This window comes from Acinetobacter sp. NIPH1876, assembly GCF_022808535.1.
Taxonomy (GTDB): domain Bacteria; phylum Pseudomonadota; class Gammaproteobacteria; order Pseudomonadales; family Moraxellaceae; genus Acinetobacter; species Acinetobacter higginsii.
This window is the reverse complement of record NZ_JALGBR010000002.1, coordinates 221,471-242,231: the sequence shown is the minus strand read 5'-3', so window position 1 is coordinate 242,231 and position 20,761 is coordinate 221,471. Positions and strand designations below refer to the sequence as shown.

Below are 20,761 nucleotides of genomic sequence, written 5' to 3'. Positions count from 1 at the left end.
ATAGGTTATATAAATTTAGCTTTACTTGTTTTGTTCGGCGATAATTGAAATGTGCTTAATGGCTGAAACTTTTATTAATATTTTATTAATCAATGGGTTGGTTTGTATTTTAAAATAAAAAACACAATTTATAATTGAGCTTATTCTTTCTTAAAAAATATAAATTCCTTTGAAAACTGCTGAGTTTTTCTTTCTAAATTTTAGTTTGTAATATGTTGTAACTGCCTAAGTTTTGCTAAGATTTGCTTTTTAATAATATATGCAAATCGCAAATAAAATATTGAACATTTTTGCGATTTCAGTAGGCAGTTAGGGATCAAAATGAAACGTGTATTTTTACTAGATAAAAATAATCATAAAGCAGCTGCCACATCTGAGATCGGAATAGCAGGACAAACAAAACCAATCCCTTTAAATCAAGCTTTGCTTGCAAAATCTGGGGTTAACGTTGATCAAATCGCTTCAATTACACGTATTGGTAATGATGCAATTGTGCATCTAGTTGATGGTACAAAAGTTATTCTAGAAGGATTCTTTGTACAGGATACTTTGCAGCTTCCGTTACAGGATGGAGAAAGTTTATGGGCTGCAATTGTCGACACTAAAGTTGAAGAGCAACCGATTTCCGATTATTTAGTCTTAGATGGTGTTCCACCCGATGTTTTGGCTTCAGACAGCTCAGTTGTTCGTCCCATATCTGAGATCCCGAATGCGATTGCAACAGATCGTTCAGTTGAGACTAGCCATGCAATTGCAACGACAGCTTCTAGCACAGTAGGGAGCATCCCGACTTGGGCATGGATTACTGGAAGTGTGGCAGGTGTCGGTGCAATCGCTGCTGCGAGTGGTGACGGTAATGGCAGTAAAAAAAATGATCCAGCCCCTGATACCACAGCACCTGTTTCACCTCAAGGTAACTTCACTGAGCAACAGGATGGAAAAACCATAACTGGACAAGCTGAAATTGGCAGTACGGTTATTGTGAAAGATGTAACTGGTAAAGCGTTGGCGGAAACGATAGTGGGAGCTGATGGTAAATTTAGTCTGACTTTGGTTCATGCTTTGACCAATGGTGAACAGCTTTATGTGACTGCTAAAGATCAAGCTGGCAATGAAAGTACGGCTACTCGGATCACAGCACCTGATACAACCGCACCTGTTTCACCTCAGGGCAGTTTTACTGTACAACAGGATGGAAAAAACATAACTGGTCAAGCTGAAATTGGCAGTGCGGTTATTGTGAAAGATGTGACTGGTAAAGCGTTGGCGGAAACGATAGTGGGAGCTGATGGTAAATTTAGTCTGACTTTAGCTCATGCTTTGACCAATGGTGAACAGCTTTATGTGACTGCTAAAGATCAAGTTGGCAATGAAAGTATAGCTACTCTGATCACAGCACCTGATACAACCGCACCTGTTGCAGGGCATCTGGCTTTTACTCATTTTGTTGATAGTGGTTATTCGGATACGGACTATATTACGCAAAATAATACGTTTGATCTGCGCTTAATAGGACAAGAGCAAGGAACAGTAGTTAACTACCAAGTGTCTAAAAATGGTAGTGAGTGGACTGAGACCGTTGTCACACAAAAAGATTTGTCAGATGGGGTTTATCAATTTAAAGCCATTGTGAAGGATCAGGCGGGGAATAGCAGTGAAGTGTTGTCTCAGCGTGTGACTGTTGATAAAACTCCACCGCAGACAGGTATTTTATCCTTTACTGATTTTACCGATACAGGTGTTTCAGCAACAGATTACATTACCAACGATCAGGCCTTTAATTTGAGCCTTGAAGGACAAGAGCAAGGAACAGTAGTTACCTACCACGTGTCTAAAAATGGCGGTGAGTGGACTGAGGCCGTTGTCGCACAAAAAGATTTGTCAGATGGAGTCTATCAATTTAAAGCTATTGTGACGGATCAAGCGGGGAATAGCAGTGAAGTATTGTCTCCTATCGTGACGATAGATACGATCGCACCAGCTGCAGGTACTTTAAAAATAGTTAATTTAAATGACACTGGGAGTTCACCTTTTGATCGAATTACACAAGATAATAGCTTTGATTTACAGGCATTAAATCCAATTGTAATTAATAAAGAAGCCACGCTTAATAATCGCTATGAAGTTTCTAAAGATGGTGGGAAAACCTGGGCAGAAACGACTGTTAAACAAGTTAATTTAGCTGATGGTACTTATTTATTTAAGGTTGTTGGAACAGACATTGCGGGGAATATTGTAGAAACTGCAATTGAAAAAGTTGTCGTGGATACAGTAGCTCCAGAAGTTGCGACCAAGCTTAAGCTTGTAGAGGGAGGATCGGGTTCAATCTTAACAGGCACCGCAGAACCTGATGCCACAATCCAAGTGTATGATCAAAATAATAGTTTGGTTTATCCATGGAACACGACAGTTAATTCTGATGGCACATTTGCTGTAGATTTTAGTCAATATTATTTAAAAGAGCAGACTTTAACGGTAACAGTGACTGACCGCGCGGGGAATGTCAGCGAAAAGGTAACCATTGTTGCACCTTTAGATAATATTAAGCCTGACCCCATTCAATCGATTGAGTTTAATGAGGATGGGCGTCGTTTTACTGCAATAGCAGAAGCCAATAGCATAGTTAGAATCTATGATGTAAATCATAACGAAATTGGGCGTGGTTATGCCGATAGTGAAGGTAAAGTTTCAGGTCAATTAAATTATGTTTATTTAAAGGGGCAACAATTAAGTTTTATTGTTTTTGATCGGGCAGACAACCAGAGTGAAGCCGTTACTGCTTATGCACTAAATGATAATACACCACCAGAGGCAGCGACAAATCTTCTTCTGGCTGAAAGTCATAATGGATCGATTCTAACGGGTATGGCAGAAGCAAATGCCACGATCTTGATCTATGATGAAAATAGTCAGTTAGTTTATTCATGGAATAATACGGTTAATGCGGATGGAACATTTGCTGTTGGTTTTAGTCAATATTATTTAAAAGGCCAAATATTAACTGTAACTGTGATTGACCGTGCAGGAAATGTCAGTGAAAAAACCAGCATCGTTGCACCTTTAGATAATACTAATCCTAGTCCCATTCAATCCGTTGAGTTTGATCAGGATGGACGTCGTTTTACGGCAATAGCAGAAGCCAATAGTACAATTAAAATTTATGATGCAAATCACAATGAAGTTGGAGGTGGTTCTGCGGGGAGTGATGGTAAAGTTTCAGGTTGGTTTGATAATGTCTATTTAAAAGGACAACAATTAAGTTTTATTGTTTTTGATCGAGCTGGAAATCAAAGTGAAACTCTTTCACTTGAAGCCATAAACGACTCAACTCCACCAGATGCGGCTAAGAGTCTTAAATTAACGGAGGGCAGCGATAGCTCGATTTTAACTGGTATCGCTGAACCTAATAGCATCATTCAAGTTTATGATCAGAATAATAATTTAGTCAGTAGATGGAGCAGTACGGCATATAGTGATGGCACATTTACTGTTTATTTGAATCAATTTTATTTAAACGCGCAGACGTTAACGGTTACAGTCACTGATCGTGCAGGCAATGTGAGTGAAACAGTAACGATTGTTGCACCATTGGATGAAGTGGCACCTCTCGCTGCTGAAAATATCACCATAAATGAAGCAGGATGGATTTCTGGTCTGGCTGAACCAAATGCAAGAGTTGATATTATTGATCAATATGGAAATTTGATCACAACGACTGTGGCCTACAATGGCTCTTTTTCTCACTGGATCAACTATAGTCAATATCAAACACAAACCTTAAGTTTTGTGGTGAGAGATTCTGCAGGGAATCGCAGTGATGTTGTACAAAAAGTTTTGCCTGTATTACTCAATACCCCGCAAGCCGTGACAGATTTATTGCTTGATGCGGAAGGACATAATTTATCTGGTCAGGCAGTTGCTGGCCAGCAAATTATTGTGAGTAATGCAGTTGGCGAGCGTGTGGGTAGTAATTGGTGGAATTTTGTTGTTAATGAAGATGGTACATTTAATGTGCAGCTTAATAGCTACTATTTACAAGGACAGACATTGTATGTCCGCGCCTTAGATCCAACGAACAATCTATATGGTCCAATCACTGAAGTTATTGCACCTTTGGATAATATTGCGCCACTGCTCAGTGAGGTGGTTATTACTGAAAATGGGGATGGAATTAGTGGACAATCTGAACCAAAAGCTACAATCAAAGTCATTGATGCTGATGGTGATGTCCGTGCAGAGTTCAACACAGATGAAACGGGGCATTTCAATTTAAGTATTTATCCACCAGTTTTACGCGGTGAGCAGTTATTTATTACTGCAACGGATTTAGCAAAAAATGTCAGCACGCCAGTTCACATTATTTTTAATGCCGATAGTAATGCGCCCAGCCCAGCTGAAAATATCGTTATGTCTGACAATGGTTTCTTTATATCAGGAGATGCTGTACCCGATAGCTACTTAAAAGTTGTAAATGCTCAAGGTTTTCTTGTTGGTGATATCGTTGTCGATAAATGGGGACATTTTAATATTGAATTAAATCGTTCTCAAGCGACGGGTGAGGTACTACGGGTTGTTGTAGAACAAAATGGCTATCAAAGTAACTATACCGAAGTTATTACGCCAGTCGATATTGTCGCACCAGCTGCGGCAACGCAATTTGCAGTCAATCAATCTGGTTATCTCATCGGTCATGCAGAACCTAAGACCTTAGTTGAAATAACTTATAATTTTGATGGTCAGCCGTCTTATACCAATACAGTTATTGTGAAAAAGGAGGGAATATTTGAAGTCTATATGAATAATAAAGCAACCTCATTGGCTGTGACTGTAATTGATAGTGCGGGAAACCAAAGTGCTACGGTAATAATTAAACCAACAGAGATTCCCCAGATTAAGGTAGATCAATTTAGAGGAGATCAGACCGATAATATTTATCAAGTAGATCATGGTTCTGATTTTATCCAAGAATATCGTATTGAGCATTATGAAAATTATAAAGAAGTGTGGGTAGATGATAGCCATTATGTATCTCAGTGGTTTGATGGATATTATGAAAAGCAATGGATAGAAGGCCATTATGAACCAGTTTTAATAGAAGGCCATTATGAGGAAATTTGGTTTGACAATGGGGAATGGCGCTACCGTGATTACTATAGTGATCAGGACGGTAAGCGTTACTATACTGATGATGGTTCATATGATGCTTATGTAAATCAGTATTTTGACTCCGAATTAGGATTATGGCAGGACGGTTATGCCCTTAATGGACCTGAGATTGAGCAAGAGTGGGTCAGTAATCTGTATTCTGAGCAGATTTGGTTTGGTGATTCTTACAAAGATCAGTGGGTTGAAGGTCATTATGAAAATGTTTGGATTGAAAGGCATGAGGAGTATTCGTGGGTTGAAAGTGGTTATTGGGAAAATCAACTAATCGAATCTGGTTACCGAGATGTAGACTTTGGTGGGCATGATAAAGTTTTGAGTTCTGTAAGTTATAGTCTGATGGGGAATTATGACTGGATAAATGATCCAGAAAGTATAGAAAGACATTTAGAAAGTGGGCGTTATATTGAAGATCTTGAGTTGGTTGGTAGTGCAAATATCAATGCCACAGGTAATGGATTGGATAATGTGATTACAGGGAACGCTGGGAACAATATTTTGGATGGTCGTGGTGGTCACGATACCTATATTGGAGGTGCTGGTTCGGATACTGTGATTTATAACATATTGAACTATAGTGATGAACTTGTTGATCGCTGGCAAGATTTTCATGTTGGTAACGTTTGGGCAGATTTACAAGCAGATAAGATCGATATCAGTCAATTATTGATGGATTACACTGGGGATGGTTCGACTGCATCTCTGGAAAAATTCATTCATGTCAAGCAAGAGGGTGAGAATACCATCGTGAGTATAGATCGAGATGGTGAAGCCTCTGTTGAGAGCGGTGTTCAGTTAGTGCTACTCAACAATGTCAACACAACATTGAGTGAATTATTGGGTAACCACCAAATTATTATTTAAACATCTTTTTATGAAAATCTAAGAGCTGTCAATGACAGCTCTTTTTCTTGGCTGTAGACAATTTGTTCAATCAAAATCAGTTTGAAGAAAAAATACTAAAAAAGTCGAGTTTTTTTTAATTCGCCCCTTGAAGCTATTTTTTTTAACCCCACAAAAGTGGCATATCAAAATTTTATGTATTGCCATGAATTGGCGATACGAATTAATCAAAAAGACTAAGTCTGATGGAGTTAACTATGAGCAACATTCGTCCATTACATGATCGTGTTGTGATTCGTCGCGTAGAAGAAGAAACTAAAACGGCTGGTGGTATTTTACTTCCAGGCTCTGCTGCTGAAAAACCATCTCAAGGTGAAGTAATTGCAGTAGGTAATGGTCAAATCACTGACAATGGCGTTCGTGCTTTAGACGTTAAAGTTGGCGATAAAGTATTGTTCGGTACTTATGCAGGTACAACAGTAAAAGTAAGCGGTGAAGAGCTCTTGATCATGAAAGAGTCAGATATCTTAGCTGTACTTGAAGGCTAATCGATACATAACTCACAAATTAATCAGATACAGTAATTTAAAAAGATTCGGAGTTTCACATGTCAGCTAAAGACGTAAAATTTGGTGATTCAGCTCGCTCAAAAATGATTGCAGGCGTAAACGTACTTGCAGATGCAGTAAAAGTAACTTTAGGTCCTAAAGGCCGTAACGTTGTGATTGACCGTTCTTTCGGTGCACCGCACATCACTAAAGATGGTGTAACAGTTGCGAAAGAAATTTCATTAAAAGACAAGTTTGAAAACATGGGTGCTCAACTTGTTCGCGAAGTTTCTTCTAAAACAAATGACATCGCGGGTGACGGTACGACAACGGCAACTGTACTTGCTCAAGCAATCTTAAATGAAGGGATCAAATCTGTAACTGCAGGTATGAACCCAATGGATTTAAAACGTGGTATCGACATCGCAGTGAAAACTGTCGTTGAAAATATCCGTACCAATGCAAAACCTGCAGATGATTTCAAAGCAATTGAACAAGTAGGTTCAATCTCTGCGAACTCTGATACCACTGTAGGTAAACTTATCGCTCAAGCGATGGAAAAAGTAGGTAAAGAAGGTGTTATCACTGTAGAAGAAGGTTCTGGCTTTGAAGACGCATTAGACGTTGTAGAAGGTATGCAGTTTGACCGTGGTTATATCTCTCCATACTTCGCGAACAAGCAAGATACCTTAACTGCTGAACTTGAAAATCCGTTCATCCTTCTTGTTGATAAAAAAATCGGCAATATCCGTGAATTGATCGCTGTATTAGAAGCTGTTGCTAAAACGGGTAAACCACTTCTTATCATCGCTGAAGATGTTGAAGGCGAAGCACTTGCAACACTTGTTGTAAACAACATGCGCGGTATTATCAAAGTATGTGCGGTTAAAGCCCCTGGTTTTGGTGACCGTCGTAAAGCAATGCTTCAAGACATCGCGATCTTGACTGGCGCAACTGTCATTTCTGAAGAAGTAGGCATGTCTTTAGAGCAAGCTTCTCTTCAAGATTTAGGTACTGCACACAAAATCACTGTTTCTAAAGAAAACACTGTGATTGTTGATGGTGCTGGTAATGCTGCACAAATCGCTGAACGTGTTCAACAGATCCGTGCGCAAATCGAAGAATCTACTTCTGAATACGACAAAGAAAAACTTCAAGAACGCGTTGCTAAATTAGCTGGCGGTGTTGCAGTCATCAAAATTGGTGCGGCAACTGAAGTTGAAATGAAAGAGAAAAAAGATCGTGTTGACGATGCACTTCACGCAACTCGTGCAGCAGTAGAAGAAGGTGTTGTTGCAGGTGGTGGTGTTGCACTGGTACGTGCTGTAAACGTATTAGATGGCTTAAAAGGCGCGAACGAAGATCAAACTGCAGGTATCAACATTTTACGTCGTGCGATTGAAGCGCCACTTCGTCAAATCGTTTCAAACGCAGGTGATGAGCCTTCAGTTGTGATCAATGCAGTTAAAGCGGGTGAAGGTAACTTTGGTTATAACGCTGCAACTGGTGAATATGGCGATATGTTAGAGATGGGTATTCTTGACCCTGCTAAAGTAACGCGTTCAGCACTTGAACATGCAGCTTCTGTTGCTGGTTTGATGTTGACAACTGAATGTATGATTACTGATATCCCAGAAGATAAACCAGCTGGTCCAGATATGGGCGGTATGGGTGGTATGGGCGGCATGATGTAATTCATCTACGTCTAGATCAAAAAAATCCCTGCATATGCAGGGATTTTTTTATTTAAACATTAAAAATTATAATAGTTGATAGTTTGTGACATTCTTCATTTGGTGTATGGATTTAAGATTAATTTAATATATTATAATAAGAGCTAAATTAAAGTAAGTATATGCATAATAACTATAATATTTTTTGATCTTTTAAATAGATTTATAGTTGATTAAAAACTGTGTTTTCGAAAATGACTTTTTAGGTAGGAAATTTCATGATTAATTTTAATAAAGTAGGAGATTTTGAGTTATATCCAGTCATTGAAGTCAAAGATTTATATAAATATAAAATGAATTATTTTAAGTTAGTAGAAGAATTGAATTTATTAAAGAAAGAAAATGAAGCACTTAAGCTCTATATTGTAAAAATCGTTAATCAAGATTTTATTGCTGATTAGTATCAATTAATGCATTAATTAAATCATAGACCAATTGTTTTTGCTTTGGCGAGAGTTGTGCAAATTTCTCAGGTAAGTCTTGTTGTACAAGTTGTATACCAGAATGAACCATTTCTGGATGCTGAATTTCTTGTGTTGCATTACCAAAACGCAGCCATTGACTGGATACTTCTAACCACGCTGCTAGAAGCTGGAGTTTATCTTGGCTAGGAATGGCAAGACCTAATAACCAATTATTTGCAGTCTGAACACTAATAGATTTGCCACTATACCGTAGATTAAATTCTCGAGCTAGCCAAGTGGGACTCGTTTTAGCCCATGAGTGTTTTAGGAGAGCTTCTTTTAGTCGCTGAGTAAAAGCCGATTTTTCATTTATTTCTTGCATAAAAATTTATAAGCCTTGTCACTGATCCAAAAAATATCATTTAGAACCAAAAAATTATAAACCTTATTTTGTTTCTATGCTTAATAACCAGATCGATTTTATTGGGCTTTTTGTAGTATGTAAAAAAAGAGAAAGGAAGAAAAAAATATTATATCAAATTTTGATTGATAAAATTATAAAGTAAAACTGGAATTCTTCATTGAGGGAATCCTAATTAATAAATTATTTCAAAAATATTATAAGAAGTTGTTTTTAAATAGGAAATCTCAAAAAATTAAAATGGAGAGATGAAAATGAGTTCACACTTAAAAAAAACGTCAATTGCATTGGCTGTCGCCGCTGTATCTGGAATGACATTAGCTGCACCAGTGCAATTAACTGAGACAAAAACAGATACGGTATTAAATAATGATTATCAACAAACTGTAGGTATAGAGGACTCCAATCCCCAAACAGGACGTTATACTTCTGAAAAAGATATTATTATGGAAGGAACGAAACAGGTTGGAGCGCTTGTTAGCCAAACTTCACCTGTTGTAAATGGCCCAGAAACACAGGTTGGTGGTATTAATTATCGTAATTACACCTATCAGGAAATCCGTAAGGGGCTTTTAGAATCTCGTGATAATAAAAATACAACGTTAACCGTGGATGGAACAACAACCAACTTAACGAGTTGGAATAATACATTGGCAACAGGAAATATCACTCGAACCGCGAATACGAGAGTTCAACTTGATAAAACAGTTAATCCTGCTACTGAAATTGAGGTAACTTCTGAACGTTTAGATGATACGGGATTTACATTTGCTGCAGATGATGTGAACAGCGTGATCGGGGCACATACGGAAAGTAATGCAGGCGTACTTGAAGATGTAACATACGCAGCAACAGATGAACGTATAAGTTCTAATAAGTATTCAACTACAAGCTCTAATTTAACAACAGAAGCAAAACTAGGAGCGGATGGGAAGCCTATTTCTGGGCAAACGATTCGTGTTGGTACAGTCGAATCTCAATTCAGTCAAAATAATGTCGATTATCAATCTACATCAGATTCAGCAACAGGTGTGGTCACTAGTAAAAATACAGATGGCATGTTGTCTAGTGGTGAGCAAAGTTGGTCAGATCATACGGTTTCTACTGATTATCAGCATCAAAATAATGATCCAACAAAAGATGTTGTTGCTTTTAATCTAAGTGCGGATAAAAAGTCAGTTATAGAGTCTACAGTTGATACCAATAAATCAACTTTCAATTCTAAAACCATTGATTATGATGATGTAAATGTAGTTGGTCTTGATTATACCAATGAATTTAAGGTATCAGTTGATAATTCAAAAGAAAGTGTATTGGATGGTTTTATTGGGCTTGATAAAAGTTCATCTGAATGGAGTGAAACACAATTTAATCAGGCCGCTTTAGGAACAAGTAATGCATTAGATTATATAGTTAGTAATAAACTTTCTACGGAAAGTAAAACTCGTGATTTCTTGGTAAATAAAAATAATGAGATTGTATTGGCTGATAACAAGCCAATAATAAATACGGAAACTGTCGAAAAAATGACAGGTGAATCTTATGAATCTGTTTATCAGCCAACGCGTTATGTATCTGGAGATAAGAAAGGGCAGCCAGTTGAAATTCAGACAGGCAGAGATCCCGCTAGAAGTACTAACATTGCTGAGTCTGTTGTTAAAGGTACGACAACCAAAGTTGTTACGCACAAACAAGATAATGATTTTCAAGAGCACTGGAATACAACATGGGAAGATTCAGCGAAATATGCGCGTAATCATCAAGAAAATATTGAAGTAGATCGTGATCTTACTGCTGCCGCTGCAATTGATAATAAATTCATAAGCAAAATTACAGGTGTCTCTGTTGTTAAAGCAGCAGAAGAAGAAGACTTTAAAATCGGCACTGTTGCAGTAGATGTTAGTGGTAATAAATTTACTGCAGAAGATGTTCATAGCTGGAAAGATGCAGACGGTAAAGATCATTATTATGTTGTGATTGGACAAGATGCAGATGGTCATGACATTCGCAGTCAAGTTACTTTTAAAACAGGTAAGCCTCCGAAGAAAACTTTACTGCATCACGTGAGCTAAATGTTATTCATGCAGATCAGACAGGATTTAAATACACAGAGAACAACCAAGCCAATACTGTTACAAATAAAACAGAAATGGGGCTGATTGCAGCGAATGATGTAAAACAAGCATCTAAATCTGAATATACTGAATCACTTTCTGCAGCTGGAAAAGATACAGTCAGTATTACGCGTGGTACTGAAACAGTAAATCGAACCGACTATAGTGTTAAGGGTACTGTTTATGGCTCTGAAACGATAACTACTGGTGATGGAACAAAAACTACAATTGCAAAAAAGGAAACGAATGAACTTGATAAGTTCGGTACCTTTGATTCGTCTACATTGAGTCGTACAGAAACAAAAGTTGCAGCAGATCAAGCTACGACAAGTACAACGGAAACACGTATAGATGCAGTAAATGGTGTAGTTTTAGCTGCAACTCAAACCAATACCGATACATCAGGGCAATCAACAACGACTGAGCAGAAAACTACAGTTGGTGCTGGTCATGTGACAACCAATCACCTTGTTGCTGATCGTATTACTTTACAGGGTAAAGATGTACAAGGTGAAATTAATCGTCTGGATAGTCGCGCAGATCAATTGAATCGCCGTGTTGATGATGTGCAAAAAACAGCTTATCGCGGAATTGCTATAGCATTGGCGGCTCAGCAAGCTGTCCCGAATATTCAAGCAGGTCAAGTGGCTGTGTTTGGTGGCGTAGGTCATTATGAAGGTGAAACAGCTGGATCAATTGGTGTTGTTACATCTTTCACGGACCGTGTTTCAGCAAGTGGTGCTTTAGGTTTCGCAGGTGGAAGTGAATTTGGTGGACGAGTCGGAGTTGCTTACTTATTTGGAGGTAAGTAATAAATAATCGAGAGTAAAATAATAAGAATAATGAAGAAAATCTGGGACGGATATCAATTGGCTAGCATTCGTCCTAGATGTTCTTCACACAGGTCTTGGCCTTTTAGATTGTCTTTTTAGCCTGAAGGCAATCTTTTTTAACGGAATAAAATAATCATCCAAGTAAAAAAGATAATAGCCAAAGAAACAAATTGCGCAGCACTGCCCATATCTTTGGCATTCTTAGATAGTGGATTTTTTTCTAAAGAAACACGATCAACCACCGCTTCAATGGCTGAATTAAACAGTTCCACAATGATCGCCAATAAACAGACAGCAACCATCAGGGCTTGCTCAACAGCAGAGACATGTACAAAAAAACTTAGTGGAATCAGAATAATATTCAGCAATAGAACTTGTCGGAAGGCGGCTTCATAACGGAAAGCTGCTTTAAACCCCGCAACAGAATAGCCTGTGGCATTGAGAATCCGTTTAATACCATTTTTGCCTTTATAGGGAGAATATTGCGTCATTACGATTTAGGAATGTTAGAAAGCTCTAGTATAAAAGCAAAGATGTTGCAGTAAATTGGCAATATGTCGCATGCGTGTAGCATAAGCCACATCTTTCTGCCATTAATCTCTACGAAGCTTGCATTTATAAATTGTCAATTTGTGCTGTGCTAAGGATAATAAGCACAGAATTATTGAAGGAAAGCGCTGCATGAAAATTATCGCAGATGAAAATTTGGCATTTACCGATTATTTCTTTGCGGAATTTGCAGAAATACAGCACCGAGCAGGACGTACTCTGACCCATGCGGATGTACAGGATGCCGATGCACTTTTAGTTCGCTCAGTGACCAAAGTAAACCATGCCTTAATTGATCAGAGTAAAATTAAGTTTGTAGGCAGTGCCACTATTGGAACTGACCACCTTGATATTCAAGCCTTAGAGCAAAAACATATTGCGTGGAGTAATGCCGCAGGTTGTAATGCACAAGCTGTTGCAGAATATGTGATTACTGCGTTACTACACTTAGATATCAATCTTTTGGAAAAAAATAAAGCCTTCACTTTAGCCATTGTTGGTTTAGGGAATGTCGGTAGTCGACTTGCCGTGATGGCACAACTGCTTGGTTGGAATGTAATTGGCTATGATCCTTATGTGCAATTAGGCAGTATTGAAAATGTTTCTTTTACTGAGCTGTTAAAACGTGCCGATGCAATTTCAATTCATGTGCCTTTGACCTTATCGGGTGATTTCCCGACGCAGCATTTATTTGATGCGGCTGCTTTGGCTGCAATGAAACCCTCTGCTATTTTAATCAATAGTGCGCGTGGTCCTGTGATTGAACAGGCTGCATTAATGGCTGATATTATCACCACGCAGCGTCAAGTCGTTCTCGATGTATTTGAGTTTGAACCAGAAATTTCTGAGCAACTGTTGGATTTATTGGCATTAGCAACGCCACATATTGCGGGTTATAGTCTGGAAGGGAAGGCCAGAGGCACACAGATGATCTATCAAGCGTTTTGCGATAAGTTTTCTTATCAAGCCTCAAAGCGTTTTGAGAGTCAATTGCCTCAGGTGGAACAATATTTCGGGCAGCAGGATTTAAAAGTTGTGCTTAAACAACATCTGACTCAGATTTATGATATTGCTGCTGATGATCAGCAACTTCGTGCTTGTGTTCAGGGTGGCAAGGTTGAGCAAACCGCATTTGATTTACTTCGAAAAAATTATCCTTTGCGCCGTGAATGGGCTGCACATGGTGGGCCAAAAGCATGAGTCAAGATATGAAAAGCTACCAACCGACCTGTTCACTTGAGGCCTTAAAAGCGCGTGCTGAGATGTACAGCAAGATTCGTCAATTCTTTGCGCATCGGCAAGTGCTGGAAGTGGAAACACCAGTTCTGTCGCAGGCAGGTGTGACGGATGTCCATTTGGCTTCTGTTCAAGTACAGCGTCATATTCACGGTAAATTAAATACCCAGTATTTACAGACCTCGCCTGAATTTCCAATGAAACGTTTATTGGCCAGTGGCAGTGGGGCAATCTATCAAATTTGCAAAGTATTTCGTGATGATGAACATGGGCGTAAGCACAACAGTGAATTTACCATGTTGGAATGGTATCGACCGGGATTAGACTTAAAGGGCTTGATGCATGAAACTGCGGATCTGTTAGAAACCTGTTTGGCACATCGTTTTGGCGATATTCGTCCAGTTGTTCTCAGTTATAAGCATGCTTTTCAGGATCGTTTGGATATTAATCCTTTGCAAGCGAGCTTGAAACAACTCAAAGATACAGCCAATCGTGTTGGGCTTAATCTTGATTTGGGTGATGATCGTCTAGCTTATATGGACCTGTTATTCTCGCACTTTGTCGAACCTAGTCTAGGCTTCGATGCACCTGTATTTTTGACTGATTTTCCACCTGAAATGGCATCACTGGCAAAAGTAAAACAGGATGAGGATGGTGAATCCGTTGCCGCACGTTTTGAGGTGTATATTGAAGGTTTAGAGCTGGCCAATGCCTACGATGAGTTATTAGATGCTGAGGTTCTAGCATCTCGTTTTGAGGCAGATAATGCAGAGCGTGCAAAGCAGGGTTTGGTGGTGATTCCAACGGATCAGCATTTATTGGCAGCTTTACCCCATATGCCTGAATGTTCTGGTATTGCTTTGGGTATCGACCGCTTACTCATGGTTGCCATGAATCAAGTCAAAATTGACCAAGTGATTGCATTTCCTGCTGAGATTGCCTAGGACTTTTATTTTCAATCCTTATAGAAGTTGCATTAATAGCTGCATCAACTCACTTTGGCGATGGGTTCGGGTTTTTTTAAAAATTGATTGCAGATGCTTCTTCACTGTATCGGCTTGAATTTCATGTGAAAGGGCAATTTCTTTGGTGGTTTTACCTTCTAGAAGTTGCTCACATATTTTATGTTCAACAGGCGTAAACATAAACAGCTGGGTACAAATGTCTTTTTGATATTTTGGCTTCTGTTTTAATCCAGAGAAGGTGGCAAGTAAGACTGGACGAAGGCCAAAAATCTTATGAGTTTTATCAGGACTAAGCAAATCCAGCGTTAAGAATAAATGTTGATCTAGCAACATGATTTTAGACCGTTCATGATGTGTCTGTTCTGGATTGTTTTTATAATGGCGTTCGAGCTCAATCAGGTTTTGATCAAACTGAATTTGTCGGTCCTCACTGAAAATAAAGCGACGTTGTTGGATGTGGATATGTGGATTATTTTTCAGTAATTGCTCAGCTTCAGCATTAATTTCTAAGATATCTCCATTGAGATTAATAATCGCAATCGGTTGGTTCATTTTTTGAATTAACTGTGACCCAAGTAGGGTCATGGTGGAATATTCAAAATGATGGCGATATTGTTGAATTTTCTGCTGTACGATCGGCAAAATTTCATAAATCGGCTGAAGTTCAGTACAGCTTAATGCACCACGCTCAGGGCTGGTGAGAAAAGCGAGTAATACACAGACTTTATGATCATAAATGATTTGGATGGCTGAACAGAAACGTAGATCTAAGGGTTGTAAAACACGTTGGTATACTTGGGTTTGAATAATTTCATGCTCTTGAAAATGTTGAAAACAATGCATCCATCCCGTCATCGGTCCCAAAAGCATTTTCTTTAAACGTGGGTCATCATCTATGGCCAAGCGGATTTGGGTCAGTGCGGCTTGTTCAAGTTGATTGGAGTCAAAATTCACACCGTGATGGACGCTAAAGGAGAGTGCTTGGACTTCAAGGTCAACAGCCAACAGTTGCGAAGCTTGCACATCAAAATAGTGATTCAGTTGCTCTAAGAAAATCATCCAATCATCAGCATGTTGAACTTTATTCAAGATGTCCACGACTGGGCTGTGTTGGCTTAGAGTCATCTAAAATCCCATCGAAAATAGAATATATTCCATATAGTTTATATGGATTTTAACTAAATGAAATTATTAAATTAAAAAAATGTGACTTCTTATGCAATTATCAGATGAAATGAGTATTTAAAGTTAAATCAGTTTTGAACGAAATATGCCTAAACGCATTAGCAGGTTTAGGCATATTGGGGTTTAGCAGCGTCCTTTTTTGGCTTGTCCTGGAGGGCAGAAATCACCACGACCATCATGATGGTTGTCTGGATCAACAATTACGCTGCCATGTGGGGTATGTACGGCACAGGCCGATAAGCCGAATGTAAGTAAAGTGCTGAAGCAGAGCAGTATTATTTTCATCCTTGCATCCTATTGTTATTGCTTTCCCTTCTACTGTAAATCGATCAGTCGGTTTCAGCTAGCAGAAGGATACAGGTTTTTAACATAGATTTGTATCATTCTGCTGTACGTAAAACCGTTCTAAATCCGACATGCGTTGCCGCCAAGTCAAATTCTTGTGGATAGCGGCTGCTATTTCGATAACGGGCGCAAAAGTTGGAGGCACATAGAAAAGAACCGCCTTTAAGTACATATTGCGTTGCGGTGCTGTTTTGTTGACGCAGTTCTGCATAATTGCCCATGTGTTGATCATGTGCGCCGTGATAAACAGATGAGGTCCACTCCCAGACATTGCCAATCATATCGAACAGCTTAAAGGCATTGGCAGGGTAGCAGCCGACGGGCGCGACACTTTGAAAATGATCTTCAACTGTATTATTGAAAGGAAATTCACCTTGCCAATAATTGGCTTGTGGATGTTGATGGGCATCCTGTGGTGCTTGGTGTAAAGGGGTATCGGTTTTCGAACCAGCCTTGGCTGCGTATTCCCATTCTTGCTCTGTAGGTAAATCCCGTCCCAACCAAACGGCATAGTGTTCAGCATCATTTTGAGTGACATAGCGAACTGGTTCAGACGGCAATGGGGGCTGACCTTGAGCACCATTGGGTGTTTTCCATGTGTAATCTGTTTTTAGTTGCCACCATTGATTTGGGTTATTCACATCAGGAGAAAATACTGCAGCTTGTTTCTGTTTTTCCGCATCAGTGACATAGCCTGTGGCTTTGATGAAACTGGAGAATTGAGCAACGGTCACTTCGGTTTGATCAATCCAGAAGCCAGCCACTTGCCGCTGTGCTTGGCCAAAATTCAGCTCATCAGGGTAGGCTAAGTTTGAACCCAGATGAAATGAACCTTTAGGAACCCACACCATCCCAGCGGTTTTACTGTTTTGCCATGCTTCGGGTAAGCCCGAATACTGTTGGCATTGCTGTAATGAACCTAGTTGAGCCTCGGTGCTGTTTTGTGTATGTGAATGAGTGGCAGCAGGCTTAACTTTGCTACAGCCTGTCACGAGGGACAGACTGCTCAGTGAAATTAAAAAGCATACCCACTTCATTTAAGGTTGTATTCCTTAACACCATTTTGCTGGGTGTATTGGTTATACACATTTACCAGCTCTTGTAACTTGGCAGGATTATCTTGAGCAAGGTTTTGCGTTTCACCTCGATCATTTTTGAGGTTATACAATTCCCATGCACCTGTTCCGAGTTCTGATTTACCTTGTAATGCAATTTTCCAGTCGCCTTGACGGGCATATTTACTGCCATGTAATTCATCGGCAAAACTAAAGTTGACTGGGCGAATGGCTTGGGCTTTATTGTCGAGTACGGGTTTCCATGAATAGCCGCTTGGTGTATTGATTTGACGACCTTTGTATTGACCTTGTGGGACGGCAATATTTGCGTAGTCGAGCACGGTTGGGAACACATCCAAGACTGAGGCAAAACCATGATGCGTGGCTTGAGCCTTGGTTTGATATGGCAGTTTTACAATTGCAGGTGCGGTGGTTGCACCTTCACCTGCAGTATCTTTCCAGAGATGGAATGGCGCAGCACTGACTTCAGCCCAACGTGGTCCAACATAGTGATAAGAGCTTGAAGTCCCGACATTATTAACGCTGTTATCAAAACCTGACTCGGCTCCATAATTGCCACGAATAAAACCTTCTGAGCCGTTATCGGAAACAAAGAAAATTAAAGTGTTGTCATATAAGTTATTACGTTTTAGATACTGAATCACTCGACCAATATTGGCATCCAGATTTTCCACCATACCTGCGTAGATTTCCATTCTGCGTGCTTCAAGCGCCTTTTGCTCGGTTGAAAGCTCATTCCACTTAGCATATTTTTGTGGTGCATTTTGCGTGGCGATTGGTTCAGCTGCTTTAAAATTTGCTGGAATTAATCCGAGTTGTTTTTGACGGGCTATGCGTGCATCGCGAATCACATCATAGCCAGCATCATAAACACCACGATAACGATCACGATATTCAGCAGGTGCTTGTAAAGGCCAATGTGGTGCGGTGTAAGCAGCATAGGCAAAGAACGGTTTACCTGAGTTTTTACCTGATTCTAGATAGCTGATCAGTTTGTCGGTGAAGTAGTTGGTAGAGAAGAAATCATCAGGTAAGGATGAAATCGGAACTTGTTTGCCGTCTTCGGTATAAGTGGCATTACGCTTATAGGCACTTGGTGCTTGTTTAAAATGTAGATCTAAGCCTTGCAATAACGTAAATGAGTGATCGAATCCTTTGGCATGTGCGTTGGTTGCATCGGTCAAGCCTAAGTGCCATTTACCACTAATATAGGTTCGGTAGCCATTGTCTTTCAGGACTTCGGCAATCGAGAGTGAGCGTTCATTTAAATAACCCTCATAACCCGGTTGACCTTTTAGATGCTCAGGTGTGAGCTCAGCCATTGCACCAATGCCTGCTAAATGGTGATCAGTCCCCGAAATCAATTGTGAGCGTGTTGGAGAGCAGGTCGGCGCGGTATGGTAATCCGTTAAAATACGACCTGCTCGGGTCAGTTCATCGATATTCGGGGTATGAATTTCCCCACCAAAAGCACCTAAGTCGGAATAGCCTAAGTCATCTGCCATGATGAATAAAATGTTGGGCTGTTTCTTGGTTTCAACCACGGTATTGGAGTCATTAGAATCATTATTGCTGCAAGCTGAAATTGAAAGGCTAAATAATGCGATAGAAAGTGTGCTAAGAAGGCTATTACGAGACATTAGAATCGACTTAATTTTATAGAAGAATTAGGGCGAGTTTAGAGAGATGATTTTTATGATAAAAATAATTAAAATTTGATTATTAATCTTAAAAAAAGAAAAGCCCCAATATAGGGGCTTATTTCTAAGATGATTTAAAATGGGATTTTGGTGAGTTGATTCAAGAAATGTGGAACAACCCTTGGTTCCAAGATGATGGTCACCACCACGCCATAGGCAGCACCCCAGAGATGGGCGCTGTGGTTGATATTGCTATTGCCGCGTTTACCTGACCAGATGCTATAGGCCACATATAAAATGGCAAAAATAATCGCAGGAACTGGAATGAAGAACACAAAAATCAAGTTCCAAGGCTGGAACAGGATATAGGCAAACAGTACCGCTGAAACTGCACCAGAAGCACCTAGGCTCGCCCATCGTGCATCATGACGATGTTTCAGATAGCTCGGTAAAATGGCAACAATCAATCCGCCTAGATAAAATAAGACAAAGCCCATATCATAGAAAAACTGACGATAGAAGCTTTCGATAATATTGCCGAAGAAAAACAGCGTGATCATATTGAACAATAGATGCGTGCCATCAGCATGAATGAAACCATGCGTGATAAAACGGTCATATTGCCCACGTTGCATTGCGGGAGGCCAAAAGATCAAACGGTTCATCACCGCCTGATTGGAGAAGGCCAATAAGGAGATTGCAACAGTAATAATGATGAGAGTCACAGTGTGACCAAAGGGTAGATGTAACATATAGGTTTTAAATTGATCAGTGTCTAAGCAATAATGCCATTAAAAACTTAATAAACAATGTTCTTGCATAGAATTCCTACAAAAATGGTTGATTTTTTTTTATTACCCTCCATCTTCGGTTAATATAACGACATCAGCTTGAGGATTATTGTTATGTCGACTGAGAACACCAACACTGCTGTCGCAGAAGAAATTCCAAACCTTTTAATTACTCCATCTGCACAAGAGTATTTAGGTGATTTATTAGCAAAGCAAAATACCCCAGGAATTGGCGTTCGTGTTTTTGTAGAGCATCCAGGTACTCCACGTGCTGAATGTTGTATGGCATATAGCGCACCTGAAGAAGTGGTGCCGACAGACTATAAACAGGATTATCCTAATTTTCCTGCTTATGTTGATGCACCTTCAATTCCGTATTTGGTTGACGCCGTAATTGACTACAACAAAGATCGTTTTGGTGGTCAATTAACATTCCGTGCACCAAACTCGAAAGTACCGCGTGTCGGCCCAGATGCTTCAATTGAAGAGCGTATTACCTATGTACTGCAATCTGAAATTAATCCAGGTCTAGAAGGACATGGCGGTAATTGTAGTTTGGTAGAAGTAAATAATGATCCAGAACATGGTCTAACTGCTGTATTGAAATTCGGTGGTGGTTGCCAAGGTTGTTCTGCGATTGATGTTACCTTGAAGCAAGGGGTAGAAACCACTTTAAGACAGCATGTGCCTGAATTACAGCGTGTAGTGGATCAAACCGATCATACGCAAGCAGAAGGCGCTTATTTTAAATAATTGCTGGAAATTTACTGTATTTTTAAAAGCCCTTTCGAGGGCTTTTTTTATTGTTTAATCAAAACTGAGATGATTTTTCTTTATCCTATAAATAGATGTATGCAAAACAAAGTGAATATATAAATAATAATAATTATCATTTTTATTGAGTTTTATTTGTTT

General features: G+C 39.4%; 14 protein-coding genes and 1 pseudogene. 8 read left to right on the top strand and 7 right to left on the bottom strand.

The window, feature by feature from the left end:
* Window positions 1-321 precede the first annotated feature (321 nt).
* From MN869_RS03380 to MN869_RS03365, 4 genes are all read left to right on the top strand, one after another.
* Entirely contained in the window at window positions 322-6,027 is a 5,706-nt protein-coding gene (locus MN869_RS03380) for an Ig-like domain-containing protein (protein ID WP_033134284.1), read from the top strand.
* A gap of 236 nt (window positions 6,028-6,263) precedes the next feature.
* Window positions 6,264-6,554: a co-chaperone GroES gene (locus MN869_RS03375; protein ID WP_004652030.1), complete on the top strand. Its 291-nt coding sequence runs from the start codon at window positions 6,264-6,266 to the stop codon at window positions 6,552-6,554.
* A 59-nt stretch (window positions 6,555-6,613) separates the two neighbouring features.
* Window positions 6,614-8,248, top strand: coding sequence for a chaperonin GroEL (gene groL / locus MN869_RS03370; RefSeq protein ID WP_005184228.1), 1,635 nt, complete (start codon window positions 6,614-6,616; stop codon window positions 8,246-8,248).
* 257 nt (window positions 8,249-8,505) lie between these two features.
* Window positions 8,506-8,688 (top strand): hypothetical protein, encoded by a 183-nt coding sequence (locus MN869_RS03365; protein WP_033134860.1) that lies wholly within the window; start codon window positions 8,506-8,508, stop codon window positions 8,686-8,688.
* Here the strand turns inward: MN869_RS03365 and MN869_RS03360 are convergent.
* Complete coding sequence (locus tag MN869_RS03360) at window positions 8,675-9,073, bottom strand: hypothetical protein (protein WP_241345342.1); 399 nt, start codon at window positions 9,071-9,073, stop codon at window positions 8,675-8,677. The two genes, MN869_RS03365 and MN869_RS03360, sit on opposite strands and share 14 nt — an antisense overlap.
* A gap of 293 nt (window positions 9,074-9,366) precedes the next feature.
* On the opposite strand from MN869_RS03360, the pseudogene MN869_RS03355 reads away from it, so the two are divergent.
* Window positions 9,367-12,038, top strand: a pseudogene (locus MN869_RS03355) (YadA C-terminal domain-containing protein).
* A gap of 137 nt (window positions 12,039-12,175) precedes the next feature.
* Here the strand turns inward: MN869_RS03355 and MN869_RS03345 are convergent.
* A complete protein-coding gene (locus tag MN869_RS03345; protein WP_004652036.1) occupies window positions 12,176-12,550 on the bottom strand; it encodes a diacylglycerol kinase in 375 nt (124 codons plus the stop codon).
* A gap of 190 nt (window positions 12,551-12,740) precedes the next feature.
* Here MN869_RS03345 and MN869_RS03340 point away from each other — a divergent pair, with 190 nt between their 5' ends.
* Both MN869_RS03340 and epmA read left to right on the top strand, forming a co-directional pair.
* Window positions 12,741-13,808 carry a 4-phosphoerythronate dehydrogenase gene (locus MN869_RS03340; protein ID WP_033133367.1) on the top strand — a complete coding sequence of 356 codons (1,068 nt, stop codon included), beginning with the start codon at window positions 12,741-12,743 and terminating at the stop codon, window positions 13,806-13,808.
* Window positions 13,805-14,788 (top strand): EF-P lysine aminoacylase EpmA, encoded by a 984-nt coding sequence (gene epmA / locus MN869_RS03335; protein WP_033133368.1) that lies wholly within the window; start codon window positions 13,805-13,807, stop codon window positions 14,786-14,788. The genes MN869_RS03340 and epmA overlap by 4 nt, the downstream gene beginning before the upstream one ends.
* Before the next feature lie 18 nt (window positions 14,789-14,806).
* Here the strand turns inward: epmA and MN869_RS03330 are convergent, their stop codons facing one another.
* From MN869_RS03330 to MN869_RS03310, 5 genes are all read right to left on the bottom strand, one after another.
* Complete coding sequence (locus MN869_RS03330; RefSeq protein WP_005322941.1) at window positions 14,807-15,934, bottom strand: LuxR C-terminal-related transcriptional regulator; 1,128 nt, start codon at window positions 15,932-15,934, stop codon at window positions 14,807-14,809.
* Between the two features lie 183 nt (window positions 15,935-16,117).
* Window positions 16,118-16,279 carry a hypothetical protein gene (locus tag MN869_RS03325; protein ID WP_005184220.1) on the bottom strand — a complete coding sequence of 54 codons (162 nt, stop codon included), beginning with the start codon at window positions 16,277-16,279 and terminating at the stop codon, window positions 16,118-16,120.
* A gap of 95 nt (window positions 16,280-16,374) precedes the next feature.
* Window positions 16,375-17,376: an SUMF1/EgtB/PvdO family nonheme iron enzyme gene (locus MN869_RS03320; RefSeq protein WP_033133369.1), complete on the bottom strand. Its 1,002-nt coding sequence runs from the start codon at window positions 17,374-17,376 to the stop codon at window positions 16,375-16,377.
* Window positions 17,373-19,055: an arylsulfatase gene (locus tag MN869_RS03315; protein WP_033133370.1), complete on the bottom strand. Its 1,683-nt coding sequence runs from the start codon at window positions 19,053-19,055 to the stop codon at window positions 17,373-17,375. The genes MN869_RS03320 and MN869_RS03315 overlap by 4 nt, the downstream gene beginning before the upstream one ends.
* Window positions 19,056-19,189: 134 nt before the next feature.
* The gene (locus tag MN869_RS03310; protein WP_005145015.1) at window positions 19,190-19,807 is read right to left on the bottom strand and encodes a rhomboid family intramembrane serine protease; all 618 of its coding nucleotides are present in this window, start codon (window positions 19,805-19,807) and stop codon (window positions 19,190-19,192) included.
* A 153-nt stretch (window positions 19,808-19,960) separates the two neighbouring features.
* Between MN869_RS03310 and nfuA the strand changes: the two genes are divergently transcribed.
* Window positions 19,961-20,599 (top strand): Fe-S biogenesis protein NfuA, encoded by a 639-nt coding sequence (gene nfuA, locus MN869_RS03305; RefSeq protein ID WP_004652044.1) that lies wholly within the window; start codon window positions 19,961-19,963, stop codon window positions 20,597-20,599.
* Window positions 20,600-20,761: the final 162 nt, after the last annotated feature.